At 72.4% G+C, this 15068-nt stretch carries 17 protein-coding genes and 1 pseudogene; 14 read left to right on the top strand and 4 right to left on the bottom strand.

Annotation, left to right across the window (positions count from 1 at the left end; all coding sequences use genetic code 11):
- The first annotated feature begins 142 nt into the window (after nucleotides 1–142).
- Both AC2A1K_RS10080 and AC2A1K_RS10075 read left to right on the top strand, forming a co-directional pair.
- Entirely contained in the window at nucleotides 143–1363 is a 1221-nt protein-coding gene (locus tag AC2A1K_RS10080) for an acetyl-CoA C-acetyltransferase (protein ID WP_483896189.1), read from the top strand.
- A gap of 58 nt (nucleotides 1364–1421) precedes the next feature.
- On the top strand, nucleotides 1422–3578 hold the full coding sequence (locus AC2A1K_RS10075; RefSeq protein ID WP_483896363.1) for a 3-hydroxyacyl-CoA dehydrogenase NAD-binding domain-containing protein: 2157 nt from the start codon (nucleotides 1422–1424) through the stop codon (nucleotides 3576–3578).
- Between the two features lie 78 nt (nucleotides 3579–3656).
- On the opposite strand, the pseudogene AC2A1K_RS10070 reads toward AC2A1K_RS10075, so the two are convergent.
- A pseudogene (locus tag AC2A1K_RS10070) lies at nucleotides 3657–3844 on the bottom strand (IS30 family transposase); the annotation flags it as partial.
- 134 nt (nucleotides 3845–3978) lie between these two features.
- Between AC2A1K_RS10070 and AC2A1K_RS10065 the strand changes: the two are divergent.
- Genes AC2A1K_RS10065 through AC2A1K_RS10050 form a run of 4 tightly spaced genes read left to right on the top strand, consistent with a single transcriptional unit; the run spans nucleotide 3979 to nucleotide 7328 of the window.
- Nucleotides 3979–4365 carry a hypothetical protein gene (locus AC2A1K_RS10065; protein ID WP_483896188.1) on the top strand — a complete coding sequence of 129 codons (387 nt, stop codon included), beginning with the start codon at nucleotides 3979–3981 and terminating at the stop codon, nucleotides 4363–4365.
- A gap of 42 nt (nucleotides 4366–4407) precedes the next feature.
- Nucleotides 4408–5559, top strand: coding sequence for a CaiB/BaiF CoA transferase family protein (locus AC2A1K_RS10060; RefSeq protein WP_483896187.1), 1152 nt, complete (start codon nucleotides 4408–4410; stop codon nucleotides 5557–5559).
- Between the two features lie 53 nt (nucleotides 5560–5612).
- Nucleotides 5613–6962 carry a serine aminopeptidase domain-containing protein gene (locus AC2A1K_RS10055; protein WP_483896186.1) on the top strand — a complete coding sequence of 450 codons (1350 nt, stop codon included), beginning with the start codon at nucleotides 5613–5615 and terminating at the stop codon, nucleotides 6960–6962.
- Between the two features lie 36 nt (nucleotides 6963–6998).
- A complete protein-coding gene (locus AC2A1K_RS10050; RefSeq protein WP_483896185.1) occupies nucleotides 6999–7328 on the top strand; it encodes a helix-turn-helix domain-containing protein in 330 nt (109 codons plus the stop codon).
- 7 nt (nucleotides 7329–7335) lie between these two features.
- On the opposite strand, the gene AC2A1K_RS10045 is transcribed toward AC2A1K_RS10050, so the two are convergent.
- Nucleotides 7336–7515, bottom strand: a complete 180-nt coding sequence (locus AC2A1K_RS10045; RefSeq protein ID WP_483896184.1) for a hypothetical protein — start codon at nucleotides 7513–7515, stop codon at nucleotides 7336–7338.
- A 326-nt stretch (nucleotides 7516–7841) separates the two neighbouring features.
- Here AC2A1K_RS10045 and AC2A1K_RS10040 point away from each other — a divergent pair, with 326 nt between their 5' ends.
- On the top strand, nucleotides 7842–8837 hold the full coding sequence (locus AC2A1K_RS10040; RefSeq protein WP_483896183.1) for an aldo/keto reductase family protein: 996 nt from the start codon (nucleotides 7842–7844) through the stop codon (nucleotides 8835–8837).
- A gap of 6 nt (nucleotides 8838–8843) precedes the next feature.
- On the opposite strand, the gene dprE2 is transcribed toward AC2A1K_RS10040, so the two are convergent.
- Complete coding sequence (dprE2, locus tag AC2A1K_RS10035; RefSeq protein ID WP_483896182.1) at nucleotides 8844–9605, bottom strand: decaprenylphospho-beta-D-erythro-pentofuranosid-2-ulose 2-reductase; 762 nt, start codon at nucleotides 9603–9605, stop codon at nucleotides 8844–8846.
- A 79-nt stretch (nucleotides 9606–9684) separates the two neighbouring features.
- Here dprE2 and AC2A1K_RS10030 point away from each other — a divergent pair, with 79 nt between their 5' ends.
- The 3 genes from AC2A1K_RS10030 to AC2A1K_RS10020 all read left to right on the top strand — a co-directional run bounded on the left by AC2A1K_RS10030 (nucleotide 9685) and on the right by AC2A1K_RS10020 (nucleotide 11815).
- Nucleotides 9685–10008, top strand: coding sequence for a P-II family nitrogen regulator (locus tag AC2A1K_RS10030; RefSeq protein ID WP_483896181.1), 324 nt, complete (start codon nucleotides 9685–9687; stop codon nucleotides 10006–10008).
- A gap of 159 nt (nucleotides 10009–10167) precedes the next feature.
- Complete coding sequence (locus tag AC2A1K_RS10025; RefSeq protein WP_483896180.1) at nucleotides 10168–11148, top strand: anti-sigma factor RsbA family regulatory protein; 981 nt, start codon at nucleotides 10168–10170, stop codon at nucleotides 11146–11148.
- Nucleotides 11149–11182: 34 nt separating this feature from the next.
- The gene (locus AC2A1K_RS10020) at nucleotides 11183–11815 is read left to right on the top strand and encodes a maleylpyruvate isomerase family mycothiol-dependent enzyme (protein ID WP_483896179.1); all 633 of its coding nucleotides are present in this window, start codon (nucleotides 11183–11185) and stop codon (nucleotides 11813–11815) included.
- A 52-nt stretch (nucleotides 11816–11867) separates the two neighbouring features.
- Here the strand turns inward: AC2A1K_RS10020 and AC2A1K_RS10015 are convergent, their stop codons facing one another.
- Nucleotides 11868–12278, bottom strand: a complete 411-nt coding sequence (locus AC2A1K_RS10015; protein WP_483896178.1) for a GNAT family acetyltransferase — start codon at nucleotides 12276–12278, stop codon at nucleotides 11868–11870.
- A 437-nt stretch (nucleotides 12279–12715) separates the two neighbouring features.
- Between AC2A1K_RS10015 and AC2A1K_RS10010 the strand changes: the two genes are divergently transcribed.
- The 4 genes from AC2A1K_RS10010 (at nucleotide 12716) to AC2A1K_RS09995 (ending at nucleotide 14552) form a co-directional block, all read left to right on the top strand.
- Nucleotides 12716–12856 (top strand): hypothetical protein, encoded by a 141-nt coding sequence (locus AC2A1K_RS10010; protein ID WP_483896177.1) that lies wholly within the window; start codon nucleotides 12716–12718, stop codon nucleotides 12854–12856.
- A 14-nt stretch (nucleotides 12857–12870) separates the two neighbouring features.
- Nucleotides 12871–13338, top strand: a complete 468-nt coding sequence (locus AC2A1K_RS10005) for a GNAT family N-acetyltransferase (protein ID WP_483896176.1) — start codon at nucleotides 12871–12873, stop codon at nucleotides 13336–13338.
- A 61-nt stretch (nucleotides 13339–13399) separates the two neighbouring features.
- The gene (locus AC2A1K_RS10000) at nucleotides 13400–13684 is read left to right on the top strand and encodes a hypothetical protein (RefSeq protein ID WP_483896175.1); all 285 of its coding nucleotides are present in this window, start codon (nucleotides 13400–13402) and stop codon (nucleotides 13682–13684) included.
- A gap of 505 nt (nucleotides 13685–14189) precedes the next feature.
- Nucleotides 14190–14552, top strand: a complete 363-nt coding sequence (locus AC2A1K_RS09995; RefSeq protein ID WP_483896174.1) for an antibiotic biosynthesis monooxygenase family protein — start codon at nucleotides 14190–14192, stop codon at nucleotides 14550–14552.
- The last annotated feature ends 516 nt before the right edge of the window (nucleotides 14553–15068 follow it).

Genomic DNA, 15068 nt, shown 5'->3' with positions numbered 1-15068 from the left:
GAGCCGTTGGCAGTGTGTCAACGAGCCGCGCAACCCCTACCGATGAGTAACCGTGCCGCGCCCGCGTGTTGACACCAGCAAAAAACAGTCCATAGTGACTGTTGAGAGCAGTCGGCTCGCACCCGCGCGAAGGGATTCATCCGTGACCTCCTCCCCTCCCGAGGCATTCATCTACGACGCCCTCCGCACCCCGCGCGGCCGGGGCAAGGCGACCGGATCGCTGCACGCGACCAAGCCGGTGTCGCTGGTCGTCGGCCTGATCGACGAGCTGCGCAAGCGCAACCCGTCGCTCGACCAGGACAGGATCGAGGACGTCGTCCTCGGCTGCGTCAGCCCGATCGGCGACCAGGGCGGCGACATCGCCAAGACCGCGGCCATCGCGGCCGGCCTGCCCGACCACGTCGGCGGCGTGCAGCTCAACCGCTTCTGCGCCTCGGGCCTCGAGGCCGTCAACCAGGCCGGCCAGCGCGTCCGCTCCGGCTTCGAGGACCTCATCGTCGCCGGTGGCGTCGAGTCGATGTCCCGCGTCCCGATGGCGTCCGACGGCGGCGCCTGGGCGATGGACCCGGAGACCAACTTCAAGACGAGCTTCGTTCCGCAGGGGATCGGCGCCGACCTCATCGCCACCCTCGAGGGCTTCAGCCGCGACGACGTCGACGCCTACGCGCTGGAGTCGCAGACCCGCGCGGCGAAGTCGTGGGCCGACGGCGCCTTCGAGCGCTCGATCGTCCCCGTCGTCGACCGCAACGGCCTGACCGTGCTCGACCACGACGAGCACGTCCGTGAGACGACGATGGAGGGCCTCTCGGGCCTCAAGCCGTCGTTCGCCGGCATCGGTGACATGGGCGGCTTCGACGCGGTGGCGCTGCAGAAGTACCACTGGATCGAGTCGATCAACCACGTCCACCACCCCGGCAACAGCTCGGGCATCGTCGACGGCGCCGCGCTGGTGCTGCTGGGCACCGAGGAGGCCGGCCAGCAGAACGGTCTCACCCCGCGCGCCCGCATCGTCGCCACCGCCGTCTCCGGCGCCGACCCGACGATCATGCTGACCGGCCCGACGCCGGCCTGCGAGAAGGTCCTGGCCAAGGCGGGCATGACCATCGACGACATCGACCTCCTCGAGATCAACGAGGCGTTCGCGGCCGTGCCGATGAAGCTGATGCGCGACCTCGGCTTCCCGCACGAACGCACCAACGTCGCGGGCGGCGCCATCGCGCTGGGCCACCCGCTGGGCGCCACCGGCGCCATGCTCGTCGGGACCATGGTCGACGAGCTCGAGCGCCGTGACCTGCGCCGCGCCATCGTCACGCTCTGCATCGGTGGCGGCATGGGTGTCGCCACCATCATCGAGCGGGTCTGAACCACCCCCGGAACGTCATCCCGAGAGCGAAGGAGCAGCCAGCGCAGTGTCCGAGAACATGTTCCGGTGGGAGGCCGACGGGGACGGCATCGTCACGCTGACGATGGACGACCCGACTGCCTCGGCCAACACGATGAGCGCCAAGTGGGGCGAGGACTTCGCCGAGACGCTGCAGCGCCTCGAGGCGGAGAAGGACTCGATCACCGGTGTCGTGCTGACCTCCGCGAAGAAGACCTTCTTCGCGGGCGGCAACCTCGACGACCTCGTGAAGTACACGAAGGCCGACGCGCAGAAGGTCTTCGACCAGTCGCAGGAGATCAAGGGCCTGCTGCGGCGCCTGGAGACCCTCGGCAAGCCGGTCGTCTCCGCGATCAACGGCGCGGCGCTCGGCGGTGGCCTGGAGATCGCGCTGGCCACCCACCACCGCATCGCCCTCGACGCCAAGGGCTCGAAGATCGGGCTGCCCGAGGTCACGCTCGGTCTGCTGCCCGGTGGCGGGGGTGTCGTGCGCGTCGTGCGCCTGCTCGGCCTGGCCGACGGCCTCATGAACGTGCTGCTGCAGGGCCAGCAGCGCGCCCCGAGGGCCGCGCTCGAGGCGGGCCTCGTGCACGAGGTCGTCGACACCCCCGACGAGCTGATCCCGCGCGCCAAGCAGTGGGTGCGCGACAACCCCGAGGCCGTGCAGCCGTGGGACGAGAAGGGCTACAAGATCCCCGGCGGCACGCCGTCGACGCCGAAATTCGCCGCGAACCTGCCGGCGTTCCCGGCCAACCTGCGCAAGCAGCTCAAGAACGCCCCGATGCCCGCGCCATACCTGATCATGGACGCGGCCGTCGAGGGTTCGCAGGTCGACCTCGACAACGCCGGCAAGATCGAGTCGCGGTACTTCGCCGAGCTCGCCTGCGGCCAGGTGTCGACGAACATGACCCGCGCGTTCTTCTTCGACCTGCAGGCCATCAACAAGGGCGCCTCGCGCCCCGACGGCTACGAGAAGCACGCCGCCCGCAAGGTGGTCGTGCTCGGCGCCGGGATGATGGGCGCGGGCATCGCGTACTCGTGCGCGATGGCGGGCCTCGAGGTCGTCCTCAAGGACGTCGCCCTGGCCAACGCCGAGAAGGGCAAGGACTACTCGAAGAAGATCCTCGACAAGGCCGTCTCGCGCGGGAAGTCGACCCAGGAGAAGGCCGACGAGGTCCTCGCCCGGATCACGCCCACCGAGAAGCCCGAGGACGCCGCGGGCGCCGACCTCGTCATCGAGGCCGTCTTCGAGAGCCCGGACCTCAAGAAGAAGGTGTTCAACGAGATCCTCCCGCACCTGGCGCCCGACGCCGTCCTGGGCTCGAACACCTCGACGCTGCCGATCACCGACCTCGCGACCGGCGTCGACCGGCCCGAGGACTTCGTCGGCCTGCACTTCTTCTCGCCGGTCGACAAGATGCCGCTCCTGGAGATCATCAAGGGCGAGAAGACGAGCGACGCCACGCTGGCCAAGGCGATCGACATCGCCCTGCAGATCAAGAAGACCCCGATCGTCGTCTCCGACAGCCGCGGGTTCTTCACCAGCCGCGTCATCGGCACGTTCATCAACGAGGCCGTGGCGATGCTGGGCGAGGGCGCCGCGCCGTCGTCGATCGAGCAGGCCGGGTCACAGGCCGGCTACCCGGCTCCGCCGCTGCAACTGATGGACGAGCTCACCCTGACGCTGCCGCAGCACATCCGCGAGGAGACCCGCAAGGGCGTCGAGGCCGCCGGCGGCACCTGGGTCGGGCACCCGTCCGACGCCATCGTCGACCGGATGGTCGAGCTGGGCCGCAAGGGCCGCTCCTCGGGCGCCGGGTTCTACGAGTACGACGAGTCGGGCAAGCGCACGCGGTTGTGGCCGGGCCTGTCCGAGGAGTTCGGCGCGGCCCGGGGCGACCTGCCGTTCGAGGACATGCAGGAGCGCATGCTCTTCGCCGAGGCCCTCGAGACCGTGAAGTGCTTCGACGAGGGCGTCCTGCACACGATCGCCGACGCCAACATCGGCTCGATCATGGGCATCGGCTACCCGGCCTGGACCGGCGGCGTGGCGCAGTACATCGACGGCTACCCCGGCGGCCTGCCCGGGTTCGTCGAGCGCGCCCGCATCCTGGCCAAGGCCTACGGCGACCGATTCGCCCCGCCGGCCTCGCTGGTCGAGAAGGCCGAGAAGGGCCAGACCCTGCGCGGGGAGTGACCCGCGCGCGCCTGGCGTGAGCGAACGGCGCTCTCGCTGCGTCGGGGCGGGTTCGCGGGGTGGTTGCCACACCCGCGGTCAGTTGCTGTTCGCGAACAGGGTAGCGAGACGCTGGGCTGGGTCGTCCCAGTCCAGCGTCTCTCGCGGGGTCGTTCATTGAGTTCGTCGGCGACGGCGTCGAGGTGGGCCTGGCTATGGACGGCGAGGTTGCTGCCCTGGGGGAAGTACCGGCGCCGCAGCCCGTTGGTGTTCTCGTTGCTGCCGCGCACGGGCACGGACCCGACGACGCGCTGGCGGAGCGCACGACCACGGGCACGACCGACAGAACTGGCGCTGCTACTGGTGGTACGCCGATCCCGAGCTGGGCAAGGACATCGGCCAGGTCTGCTACCTGCACGACATGGGCGACATCCGCAATCACCGCCACCACGGGCTCGTCGGCGCGATCGTCGTCGAGCCCGAGGGCTGGGAGCCCGACGACTGGACCGGGACGCAGACGATCGTGCCGCATCGCGACGGGCGGACAGCCAACGAGCAGGTGCTTGTGGGACCCCGACCTCGTGATCACCAACTGCGGGGCGCCGGCGCCCGGGGCACCCCCACCGCTGTCCAGGTCGGTCGAGCGGTCGGTGAGGCCGTCCCGGTGATCGTCTATTCGGTCGGTACGCAGGGCAAGCCCACGCCTGCCTACTGCTTCGCCCAAGCGGAGCTCCCGGACGAGCTCCTTCACTGCGTCATCGACGCCCGAGCGCGCGCACCCATACCGTCAGGCCTGACTGTCTCGTAGGCTCACGCTGGACCGCGTGACCACGAGGAGGACGAGGGCCCCATGGGTGTGCTGGACGGCGTCAAGGTCATCGAGGTCGCCGGGATCGGGCCGGGCCCGTTCGCGGCGATGATGCTCGCGGACATGGGCGCCGACGTGCTGCGCGTCGACCGTCCGGCCGGGGGGCGCGGGCTCTCGCTCGGCGACACCGACAAGGACGTGCTCGCCCGCGGACGGCGTTCGGTGGCCCTCGACCTCAAGGCGCCCGAGGGTATCGAGGTGCTGATGGACCTCGTCGAGACCGCGGACGTGCTGCTCGAGGGCTACCGCCCCGGGGTCGCCGAGCGCCTCGGCTTCGGGCCCGAGGACTGCCACGCTCGCAACGAGCGCCTCGTCTACGGCCGCATGACCGGGTGGGGCCAGGACGGCCCGCAGGCCTCGCGCGCCGGGCACGACCTCACGTATCTCTCGACCGCCGGCGTCGTCGCGCACATGGCGGGCCGCGACGGGGCGCCCGCGATCCCGATCAACCTCGTCGGCGACTTCGGCGGCGGCGGGATGCTGCTCGTGGTCGGCGTGCTCGGCGCGCTGGTGGAGCGTGGCATCTCGGGCCGCGGGCAGGTCGTCGACGCCGCCATCGTCGACGGTGCCGCGCTGCAGATGGCGATGGTCTACGGGATGCGCGCGGGCGGGCTGTGGCCCCACGCCCGCGGTGGCAACATCCTCGACGGCGGCGCCCCGTTCTACGACCACTACCGCTGCGCCGACGGCGGCTACGTGGCCGTCGGGGCCCTCGAGCCGCAGTTCTACGCCGAGCTCATGAGGGGCCTGGGGCTGGAGGGCGAGGAGATCGCCTCCAGCCAGTGGGACATGGCGCGCTGGCCGGAGTTCCGCGCGCGGATCGGTGAGGTCTTCGCGACCCGGCCCCGGGACGACTGGGCCGCCGATCTCGAGGCGACCGACGCCTGCGTGGCCGCGGTGCTCGACATGGAGGAGTCCGCCGAGCACCCGCACAACAAGGCCCGTGGCCTGCACATCGAGGCCTTCGGGGTGACGCAGCCGGCGCCGGCCCCGCGCTTCAGCCGCACCCCCAGCGGCACGCCGACGCCCCCGGCCACGCCGGGCCAGCACTCCGCGGAGGCGCTCGCCGACTGGGGCGTCGACCGCGACCGGATCGCCAAGCTGCAGGAGGCGGGGGTCGTCCACCAGACCTAGGCTCGTGCCCTCGGCCGTTCGAGGTCGCCGAGCACCCTGCCCGAGGAGGCACCGTGATCCTGACCCCGGCCGGGGCGTGGCGCGCCGCGGGCAACGTGCGCGCGCGGGTGCTCGAGGGACCGCTGGCCGACCTGCGCCGCATGCCCCGCACCGCGTTCGACACGGGCCCGGGCGAGGCCGGCAGCGACGGGGTCGGACGGGCACTCGGGCTGGCCCGCGCCGGGTCGGTGAGCACCTACCGCTACGCGGTCCACCCGACCGCGCGGCTGCGGGGCTCCCCGGCCGTGCTCGTGTCACCGCTCGGCGCCTGTGGGGTGGCCTTCGACCTGCGGCGGGGCAACAGCCTCGTCGAGCACCTCGTCGGCGAGGGCCGGCCGGTGTACCAGGTCGACGACGAGGACCTCGTCGGCTACGGCGGCTCGATCGCGCCGGGCGCCGCCGACCTCGAGCGCTGGGTGGACGAGATCCTCCCCCACGTCGTACGAACGGTCAGCGCCGCGCACCAGGGCATCCCGGTGCACCTCGTCGGCTGGTCGATCGGCGGCCTGCACAGCGTGCTCAGCGTCGCCGGGCACCCCGACCTGCCGATCGCGTCGGTCACCGGGGTGGCGACACCGTTCACGCTCGACGGCGTGCCGCCGGTGGTCGGGGCGCGGCCCCTGGCGATCGCAGCGGGCGGGCCGGTGCTCGCGACCTTGCAGACGCTGCTGGCGCTCATGCCGCTGCCGCGCCTGCTCCGCGCGCTCGGGCTCGGCTCGCTCGACGAGCTGCTCACCGCACCCCTGACCATGATCGCCCGCCTGGACGACCGGGAGTTCCTCGCCCAGCTCGAGGCCGTGGACGACCTGCGTGCCCTCATCGGCGAGCAGGCCCGGTTCATCGGCACCTACTTCCGCGCGATGGTGGCGCCCGAGGACCTCGAGGCCGGACGGGTCCCCGTCGGGCACCGCGTCGTCGACTTCGCCGACCTGCACCGGCCCGTCCTGCTCGTCGCCGGCGAGACCGACCGGGTGGTGCCGCCCCGGGCCGTCCGTGCCGGGGCCCGGCGCCTCATCGGCGCGGACACACGGCTGACGACGGCCCCGGGTGGTCACCTGGGGGTGCTCGCGGGGCGCGCCGCCAAGAACACGACCTGGGCGCGGCTGTGCGCGTTCCTCGACCGTCACGACGCCCCGGCCACCGTCGAGGGCAGCACCCCGACGAGCCGTCGCGCGCTGCGCCCGGCGGCGGCGCGGCCCCGGGCGGTCGAACCGCTGCGTCCGACGCCCCCACCCGACGAGGCCGTGGAGAAGGCCGTGGAGAAGGCTGCGGAGAAGCCGGACCCCCCGGCGCGGACCCCCGCGCGGCGCTCCTCGCGGCTGCCCCCGCCCAAGCGGGCGTCACGATCACCGCGGCGCGACTGACGTCCTGGTCGTCACCGTGTCGTCTATGGTGACGAGGTGGTTTCGTTGCGCGACGCCCGCCGTGACCGCGGCTGGTCGCAGACCACGGCCGTGGCGAGACTCCGAGAGCTGGCCGAACGCGGCCAGGTCGACGTCGCCAGCGCCGCCAGCCTGAAGACGCAGCTCTCGCGCTGGGAGAACGGCACCGTGCCCGACGAGCCCTATCGCACGCTGCTGGCGGAACTCTACGAGCGCGAGCTGGGCGACCTGGGCATCGACGTCACCCCGCACTGGGAGCGCAGCCACGAGATCCCGGGGCTGCTCATGGAGATCCGCGACGAGCTGCGCACGCTGAACGAGCTGCTGCGGGAGCGCGGCGGGTCCTGACGACCCGTCAGGTCTGCGGCGGCCGCCCGCCGGCCACGCTCAGACGCCGTCGCTCCTCGGGCACCTCGACCCGCGCGAGCACCAGCCCCAGGGCGGTGACCGACACGGTGCCCACGGCGGCCATCGCCTCCGCGGTCAGGTCGAGGACGTCGGCCAGAGGGCGCAGCGGCGCCAGCAACATGCTCACGAAACGAAACCCCTACGACATTCGGCTGGTCGGTGACCGGGCGAGGGCCCGCACGACGTCGCGGCACCGATGCCGCCCGACGCCGGGGCTCCCGCAAGTTCGTGCACTCCATCGTGCCAGTCGTGCCCGGCGGTGGAACCCGCTGTCGCGGGAATTCACACGTCGGCCACAGAGAACTGCGACAACCGGTCGGTCGGGTGCGCCGCTCGGCGCCGCCCTTCCGGTGGCCGGCAGTGTCGATCTCTGCGAGTCGATCTCTGCGAGTCGATCTCTGCGAGTCGATCTCTGCGTGTGCTGTCATCGGGTGCGGCTCCTACGGTACGGGGGTGCGCCATCGACAGCTCGGTTCGAGCGACCTGCAGGTATCCGAGATCTCCCTCGGCTCGTGGCTGACCTACTCCGGCGGGGTCGAGGCCGACGCGACGGCCGCGTGCACGCGGGCCGCGTTCGACGCCGGCATCACCTTCTTCGACACCGCCAACGTCTACGGCCGCGGCGCCGCGGAGGAGGCGTGGGGAGGGATCCTCGCCGACTACCGGCGCGAGGACTACGTGCTCGCCACCAAGGTCTACTTCCCGATGTCGGACACCGACCGGGGCCTGTCGCCCGCCCAGATCCACAAGCAGATCGACGCCTCGCTGGGGCGCCTGCGGACCGACTACGTCGACCTCTACCAGTGCCACCGCTTCGACGCGGACACGCCGATCGAGGACACCATGGAGGCGCTCGCCGAGGTCGTCCGCGCCGGGAAGGCCCGCTACCTCGGCGTCAGCGAGTGGACGCCGGAGCAGATCCGCGCGGGCGTCGAGGCGTGCCCGGACGACGTGCGGATCGTGTCGTCGCAGCCGCAGTACTCCATGCTCTGGCGCGCGCCCGAGGCCGAGGTCTTCCCGACGACCGCGGAGCTCGGCATCTCGAACATCGTGTGGTCGCCGATCGCCGAGGGCGTGCTGACCGGGAAGTACAAGCCGGGCGAGCCGGTCCCCGTCGACTCCCGCGCGGCGAGCGACGAGATGAACGGCTTCATCCGCCGCAAGCTCACCGACCGGACGCTCGAGGCCGTGCAGCGCCTGGTCCCGATCGCCGAGGGCGCGGGACTCTCGATGGCCGAGATGGCGATCGCGTGGGTGCTGCGTCGCCCGGAGCTCGCGTCGGCGATCATCGGCGCCTCGCGGCCCGAGCAGGTGCACGCCAACGCCGCCGCGGCGGGCATCGAGCTGACACCCGACACGCTCGCGGCGATCGACGAGGCGCTCGGCGACGTCCCCGTCACCGGCCCGCAGCTCGGCCCCGGCGCCTCGCCGAAGATCACGCATCGCTGAGGCACCTCAGCGGGGCAGGCGCCGCCAGGCCCAGCGGGGCAGCAGGCGCATCGCGGTGAACAGCAGGCGCAGCGCCCCCGGCACCCAGACGACGTCCTTCCCGGCCGCGAGCGCGGCGGCGGTGGCGTCGGCGACCTGGCCGGGCGTCGACGAGAGCGGCGCCGGGTGGAGGCCGCTGTCGGCCGTCATGCGCCCGATGACGAAGCCCGGACGCACGAGGGTCAGGTGCACGCCGCTGCCGTGCAGCGCGTCCGCGAGGCCCGAGGCGAACCCGTCGAGCCCCGCCTTCGCCGAGCCGTACACGTAGTTGGCGCGCCGGACCCGGACCCCGGCCACCGAGGAGTACACGACGATCTCGCCGCGCCCCCGGGAGCGCAGCCGGGCCGCGACCTCCGTGAGCACCGCGACCTGGGCGACGTAGTCGGTGTGCACGACCGCCGCGGCGTGCGCGGGGTCGCGCTCCGCGCGTGCCTGGTCGCCGAGCACGCCGAACGCGACGACGACCGTGTCGGGCACCCCGTGTGCGGCCTCGACCTCGTCGAGCACCGCCGGCTGAGCGGCGAGGTCGTCGGCGTCGAACTCGACGGTCGCCACCTCGGCGCCGGCACTGCGGACCGCCGCGACCTCCGCAGTGAGGTCGTCCGCGCGGCGCGCGGCGAGCACCACCGTGCCGGCGCGACCGGTCCCGGCGAGGCGGCACGCGAGCGCGACCCCGATCTCGCTGCGGCCACCGAGGACCAGGACCACCGGCCGTGTCTGCGTGGGCACCGCGGCAGCGTAGGAAGAGGTCCTCGCCCGATCACGTTCGGGCCCGTAGCGTCACGGCGACCGGACGGGAGGACGCGCGGTGAAGACGGTGCACGCGATGATCCCGGCCCACGCGCTCGACGCTGCGCGACGTGCGCTGGAACGGCACGCGGTGCTCGGGATGACGATCTCCGAGGTTCTCGGCCCCAACACGGACGGACAGCGCACGATCCATCGCGGCCAGATGGTCCAGGACAGCTTCACGCCGTGCCTGCGACTCGAGACGATCGTGCACGACGAGCTCGTCGACCGCGTCGTCAACGAGATCGCCGCCGCCGTGCATCCCGAGGGGCGGCTGTGGGTCACGCCGCTGGACCTCGTCCTGCGGGTCCGGACCGGAGAGCGCGGCGAGGACGCGGTGTGAAATCATCGTGAGTCGACCCGCCCAGTCGTGACGACCGTCTGCCGCAGCGACCGACCCGCCCGGCGGTACACGCTGTTGCGGTCGCGGGAACTCGGACGAGGATCGACACTCGTCGGGGGACGACGCCATCGGACGGGTGATGGCTGGGGGTGAGTACGGGTGAGTACGTCGGACCACACCGGACGTCATCGCCGCGGTACCGGCACCCCGGGGTTCGAGCACGCGGCGCTCTTGGTCGACGACGACGCGCAGTTCGTCGCCGGCGTCGTCGAGCACATCCGCGAGGGCCTCGAGGCCGAGGACGCCGTCGTGATCGCCCTGCCCTCCGAGCAGCTCAGCCCGATCCGCGAGGGGCTCGGCGAGGACGCACGGTCCGTCGTGCTCCAGGACGTGCGACGGCTCGGCCCCAACCCCGCCCGCCTCGTCCCCCTGCTGTACCAGTTCCTCGCCGAGCACCCGGAGCGGCGCGTGCGTGCCGTCGGCGGCGGGCTGTGGGCCGGCCGGCCCTCTGACGAGCGCGCCGCCTACCTCCAGCACGACGCGCTGACCAACGTCGCCTTCGCCGAGCGGGCCGTCACCATGCTCTGCCCGTACGACACGCGGTCGCTGGATCCGGACACCGCCGCGGACGTCCGAGCCGCGCACCCCCTGCTCGTCGAGGACGGCGCCGCGGTGCCGAACGCGACCTACGGCGACCCCGTCAAGCTCGCCGAGACCGTGCTCGGCCCCCTGCCCGAGCCTCCCGACCTCGGCGAGACGCTCGTCTACACCGCCCCGCACGGTCCCCGCGCCGTCCGCCGGGCCGTCGCCGACCACGCCCGGGCCGCCGGGCTGGCCACCGAGCGCGCCGCCGACCTCTGCCTCGCCGTGCACGAGGTCGCGGTGAACACCGTCGTCCACACCGAGGGTCCGGGCATCCTGTCGCTCTGGCACACCGATGACCGCGTGGTCGCGGAGATCCAGGACTCCGGCTACATCGCCGACCCGCTCGTCGGCCGGCACCCGCCCGCCGACGCCGACGGCCGCGGGTACGGCCTGTTCCTCACCCACCGGCTCTGCGACCTCGTCCGCCTGCACAGCAGCGAGGACGGCGGGACGACCGTCCGCATGACGATGTACGTGGACGGACGGCCGCGCTAGGTTCGGCGCCCTGCCGACACCCGGGGGGCACGCCGTGGACAGCGCCGACCTGCACGCCGCCATCACGTCCGAACGGCTCCGGCTGGCCGACGTCCTCGAGGAGCTCGCGACCGAGGAGTGGGACTACGAGTCGCTGTGCGCCGGCTGGACCGTGAAGACCCTCGTGGCGCACCTGACGCTGACGTCGCGGCTCACGCGGCTGGAGGCGCTGCGGGGCGTGCTCGCCGCCCGGTTCGACATCAACGCCTTCATCGACCACGCCGCGCGCGCCCGAGCAGCCCATCACACCCCGCCGGAGCTGATCACCCAGTTCCGCGAGTCGGCGGGGTGGACGCGGCGGCCGATGGGCGCGAAGCCCATGGACCCGCTCGTCGACATCCTCGTGCACGGCCAGGACCTCACCCGCCCGTTGCGCCGGACGCTCGCGGTCGCGCCGGAGCGCGCGGTCCCCGCCCTCGAGTTCGTGCTGTCGACGTCGTTCTACGGCGCGCCGAAGCGCCTGGCGGGCCTGCGCCTCGTCGCGACCGACACCGACTGGTCCCACGGCGACGGCGACCGGGAGCTCCGCGGACCCGCGGGCGACCTGCTCCTCGTGGCCGCCGGTCGCTCTGCGGGCCTCGCCGCCCTCGACGGCCCCGGTGTCGCGGACCTGGCCGCGCGCCTGTAGAGATGTCAGCGGCGTGGCGTCGCTGACGTTGAGTGTCCGTAATGCCACGCGCTCACGTGCCGTCGAAACGCCGCCCGAGCACGACCGTGTCCTGGCGCGCGTAGCCGAGACGCTCGTAGAACCCCACCGCCGCGGCGTTGTCGTCGCGCACCATGAGCTGGACCTTCGGCACGTGCGCGGCGAGCCACCCCTCGGCGGCCGCGACGAGCGCGCGCCCGACACCGCGCCGGCGGTGGTCGTCGGCGACGGCGAGGTAGTAGAGCCACCCGCGGTGCCCGTCGTGACCGACCAGCACCGTCCCCACGAGCCGTTGTCCCGCCGTGGCGGCGAGCACCGTGGACGACGGCCCGTCGAGCGCGCGCCGGAGATCGGCGTCCGGGTCGTTCCACGGGCGCGTCAGCCCCACGGCGTGCCAGAGGGCGACCGCGGCGGCGCACTGCTCGCGCGGCAGGATGACGATCACCGGAGCGACGGTACGTCTCCCGAGGTCTTACCCACCGGAGCATGCTGAAGGGACACTGGAGCGGACGGGGCCGCTGGGCCTCGTGGCGGCCATTCGCGCTGGTCGGCGACCTCGGCGGGACGATGCTCCAGATCACCGGGATCCGAACCGGCCGCTGCGCCGTACACGGTGCTCGGCTGGTCGGTACCCGACGTCGCGGCGGCCGTCGACGAACTCGCGGCCCGGGGCGTGACGGTCGCCTGCTACGAGCTCATGGAGCAGGGACGAGCGCGGCATCTGGACCTCGCCGGGCCGCGTGCGCATCGCCTGGTTCCTCGACCCGGACCGCAACAACCTCTCGCTCACGGAGTTCCCGAGATGAGCGTCAGGATGACGCGGATCCTGCACGTCAAGCTGCCGGCCGACCTGCAGCGCGGCGTGGACCGTACCGCCGGCTGATGGATCTCGCGCTGTCGTACGAGTTCGTCGAGGACGGCGAGCGCCACGGCGCCGTGCTGCACTCGCCTGATCTCCGAGCGGTGTCGGGTCGGGGCGGAGCCTGTCTCGTGCTCTTCCCCGACCCCGGGTGCTCCACCTAGGCGACCATGGCCGGGTGGAGTTCGAGATCAGGGCAGCTCGCGGGCACGACGCCGACGCCCTGACCGAGCTGCTGGAACAGCTCAGTTACCGGCAGGACGGCGGCGTGGCCGCGCGGCTCCGCGCGTGGATCGACGATCCGCAGGGTCACGTCCTGGTCGCCGACGACGGAACCGAGCTCCTGGGAGTTGTCGCCATGTACCTCACGCCTCGCTTCGAGCGGGCCGGCTGGTGGGCACAGGTTGTCGCTCTGGTCACCGCCGTGACCGCCCGCCGGATGGGCGTCGGCCGCGAGCTGATGCGCAGGGCCGAGGCGCGGGCGGTCGAAGCTGGCTGCGATATGATCGCGCTGAACAGCTCCCGTGAGCGTTCCGGGGCCCACGCCTTCTACCGGCGCCTCGGCTACCTGGATCGGTGCGACGACCACGCGCAGTTCGTCCGGCCGCTGTCGCAGCGGCCAGATCAGGAACGCCGCCTCCGGTGACGCTCTGCTGTCCGGGCCGCGGCCAGGGCGGGCGGGAGCCCGCAGGGCCGGCCGTTTCGCGGTGCCCACGGTGGCCCGCTCGCCGGCAGTGTCTACCAGCGCGTGTGGTGAGAAGGCCCTGACGGCCTCCGAGGTCGCCTCACCACTCGCGCGCCGGCCCTACGACCTGCGGCACGCCGCGGTGTCGACCTGGCTGAACTCCGGCGTCCCGGCACCGCAGGTCGCCGAGTGGGCCGGGCACAGCGTGAACGTGCTGTTGCGTGTCTACGCCAAGTGCATCGTCGACCAGGAGGACGCCGCCCGGCGACGGATCGAGGACGCGCTCCGCGGGGACGACCCCGAGTGACCGACCAAGATCGGCCCGTGAATAGGCCGTGGACACCCGCGCAGGGCCGGTCACAGTCGGGCGGAGCCGAACATGACCGTGATCATGAAGAAGGCCCATCGTCGCTGGTGAGCGGGGCGATGGGCCTGGTGGTGGCGGGTCCAGGATTCGAACCTGGGAAGCTTGCGCGACGGATTTACAGTGCGCACCCGTTGTGCGTCTGACCAGCGGCGACGTCAGCGATCTTCGCTCTCGCCCGTGAATAGTCCGCACACGGACACCGCACCGGTCCCGGTGGTGATCTCCTCGCGGCGCGGGTCCTCCCCGGCCGGGCCGTGGGTCCGGAGTGCCAGGTACTCCTTCCCGCCTGGCGCGGAGCGGCCCGCGGTCTGGCTGGCCTCTGGCGCGTCGCGAGGAGGTCGCCGCCGTCCCTGCCCCTCCCCCTGATCTCCGAGCGGTGTCGGGTTCGGGCGGAGCCCGGGGAAGTCGTTCGCTTGGTGCCGCCCTCTCCACCTACCGTCACGCGATGGCACCCACCCCGCCGTACTACACCGTGGTGATCACGACGACGCTTGACCCGCTGGCCGGCGGCTACGACGACGCCGCGACGCAGATGGGCGTCCTCGTCGAGACCTACCCGGGCTTCCTCGGCGTGGAGTCGGCTCGCGACCCCGACGGCTTCGGCGTCTCGGTCTCGTACTGGCGGGACCTGGAGAGCCTGCGTGCGTGGCGTGACGACCTCGAGCACCGGATGACGATGCACGCCGGCCAGGAGAGCTGGTACCGGAGTTACCACGTGCGCGTGGCCCGCGTGGAACGCGAGTATCGGTGGGACCGCTCCGAGGGGCTGGGGCTGCACGGCGACGAAGCCCAGGTGCCGGCGCTCTGAGACCGTCGTGCCGCCTGCGCTGGCGCTCCGCAGGTCTGGTCTCGCGGCGCGGGCGGGCCGGGCGGAAGAGCCGACGGGCCGCGGCCGAGCACGGCGCCAGCCGCGCGCAGCGCCGCGTGTCCGGCGGCGCGATCCCGCCCAGGCCGGCCCGCCGCGTACCCAGGCCCTCGCCGACGCGCCGCCGCAGGCGGCGCGCTTGATCTCCTAGAGCCGAATTCGGCAGGGCAGTTGGCGAAGGCAACGGCAAGCAACACAGTCGTTCACCCTGTGCGCCTACTCGTCAGCCGCTCGCTTCATCGACTCGTTGTGACACCAGACTTCTTGACCGAGCCGCGCTATTGAACAGAGAACCACTGCCGCAATCGGAGCCACGAACGAAGGTGCTTGATCTAGACCGTATGGAGGCCGGCGCCTCCGCTCGTAAGTTGGCGCGGGTCACCGTCGTTGGTGGCGGTGCCGCATTTACGAGGGAGGCGCCGGTGCCTGGCGAGGGTAGTTGGATCGGGTTGGACGTTC

The organism is Actinomycetospora sp. 2LY8.5, from assembly GCF_057180585.1.
The sequence above is the reverse complement of the archived record's forward strand: the minus strand, read 5'-3'. Positions and strand labels throughout refer to the sequence as shown.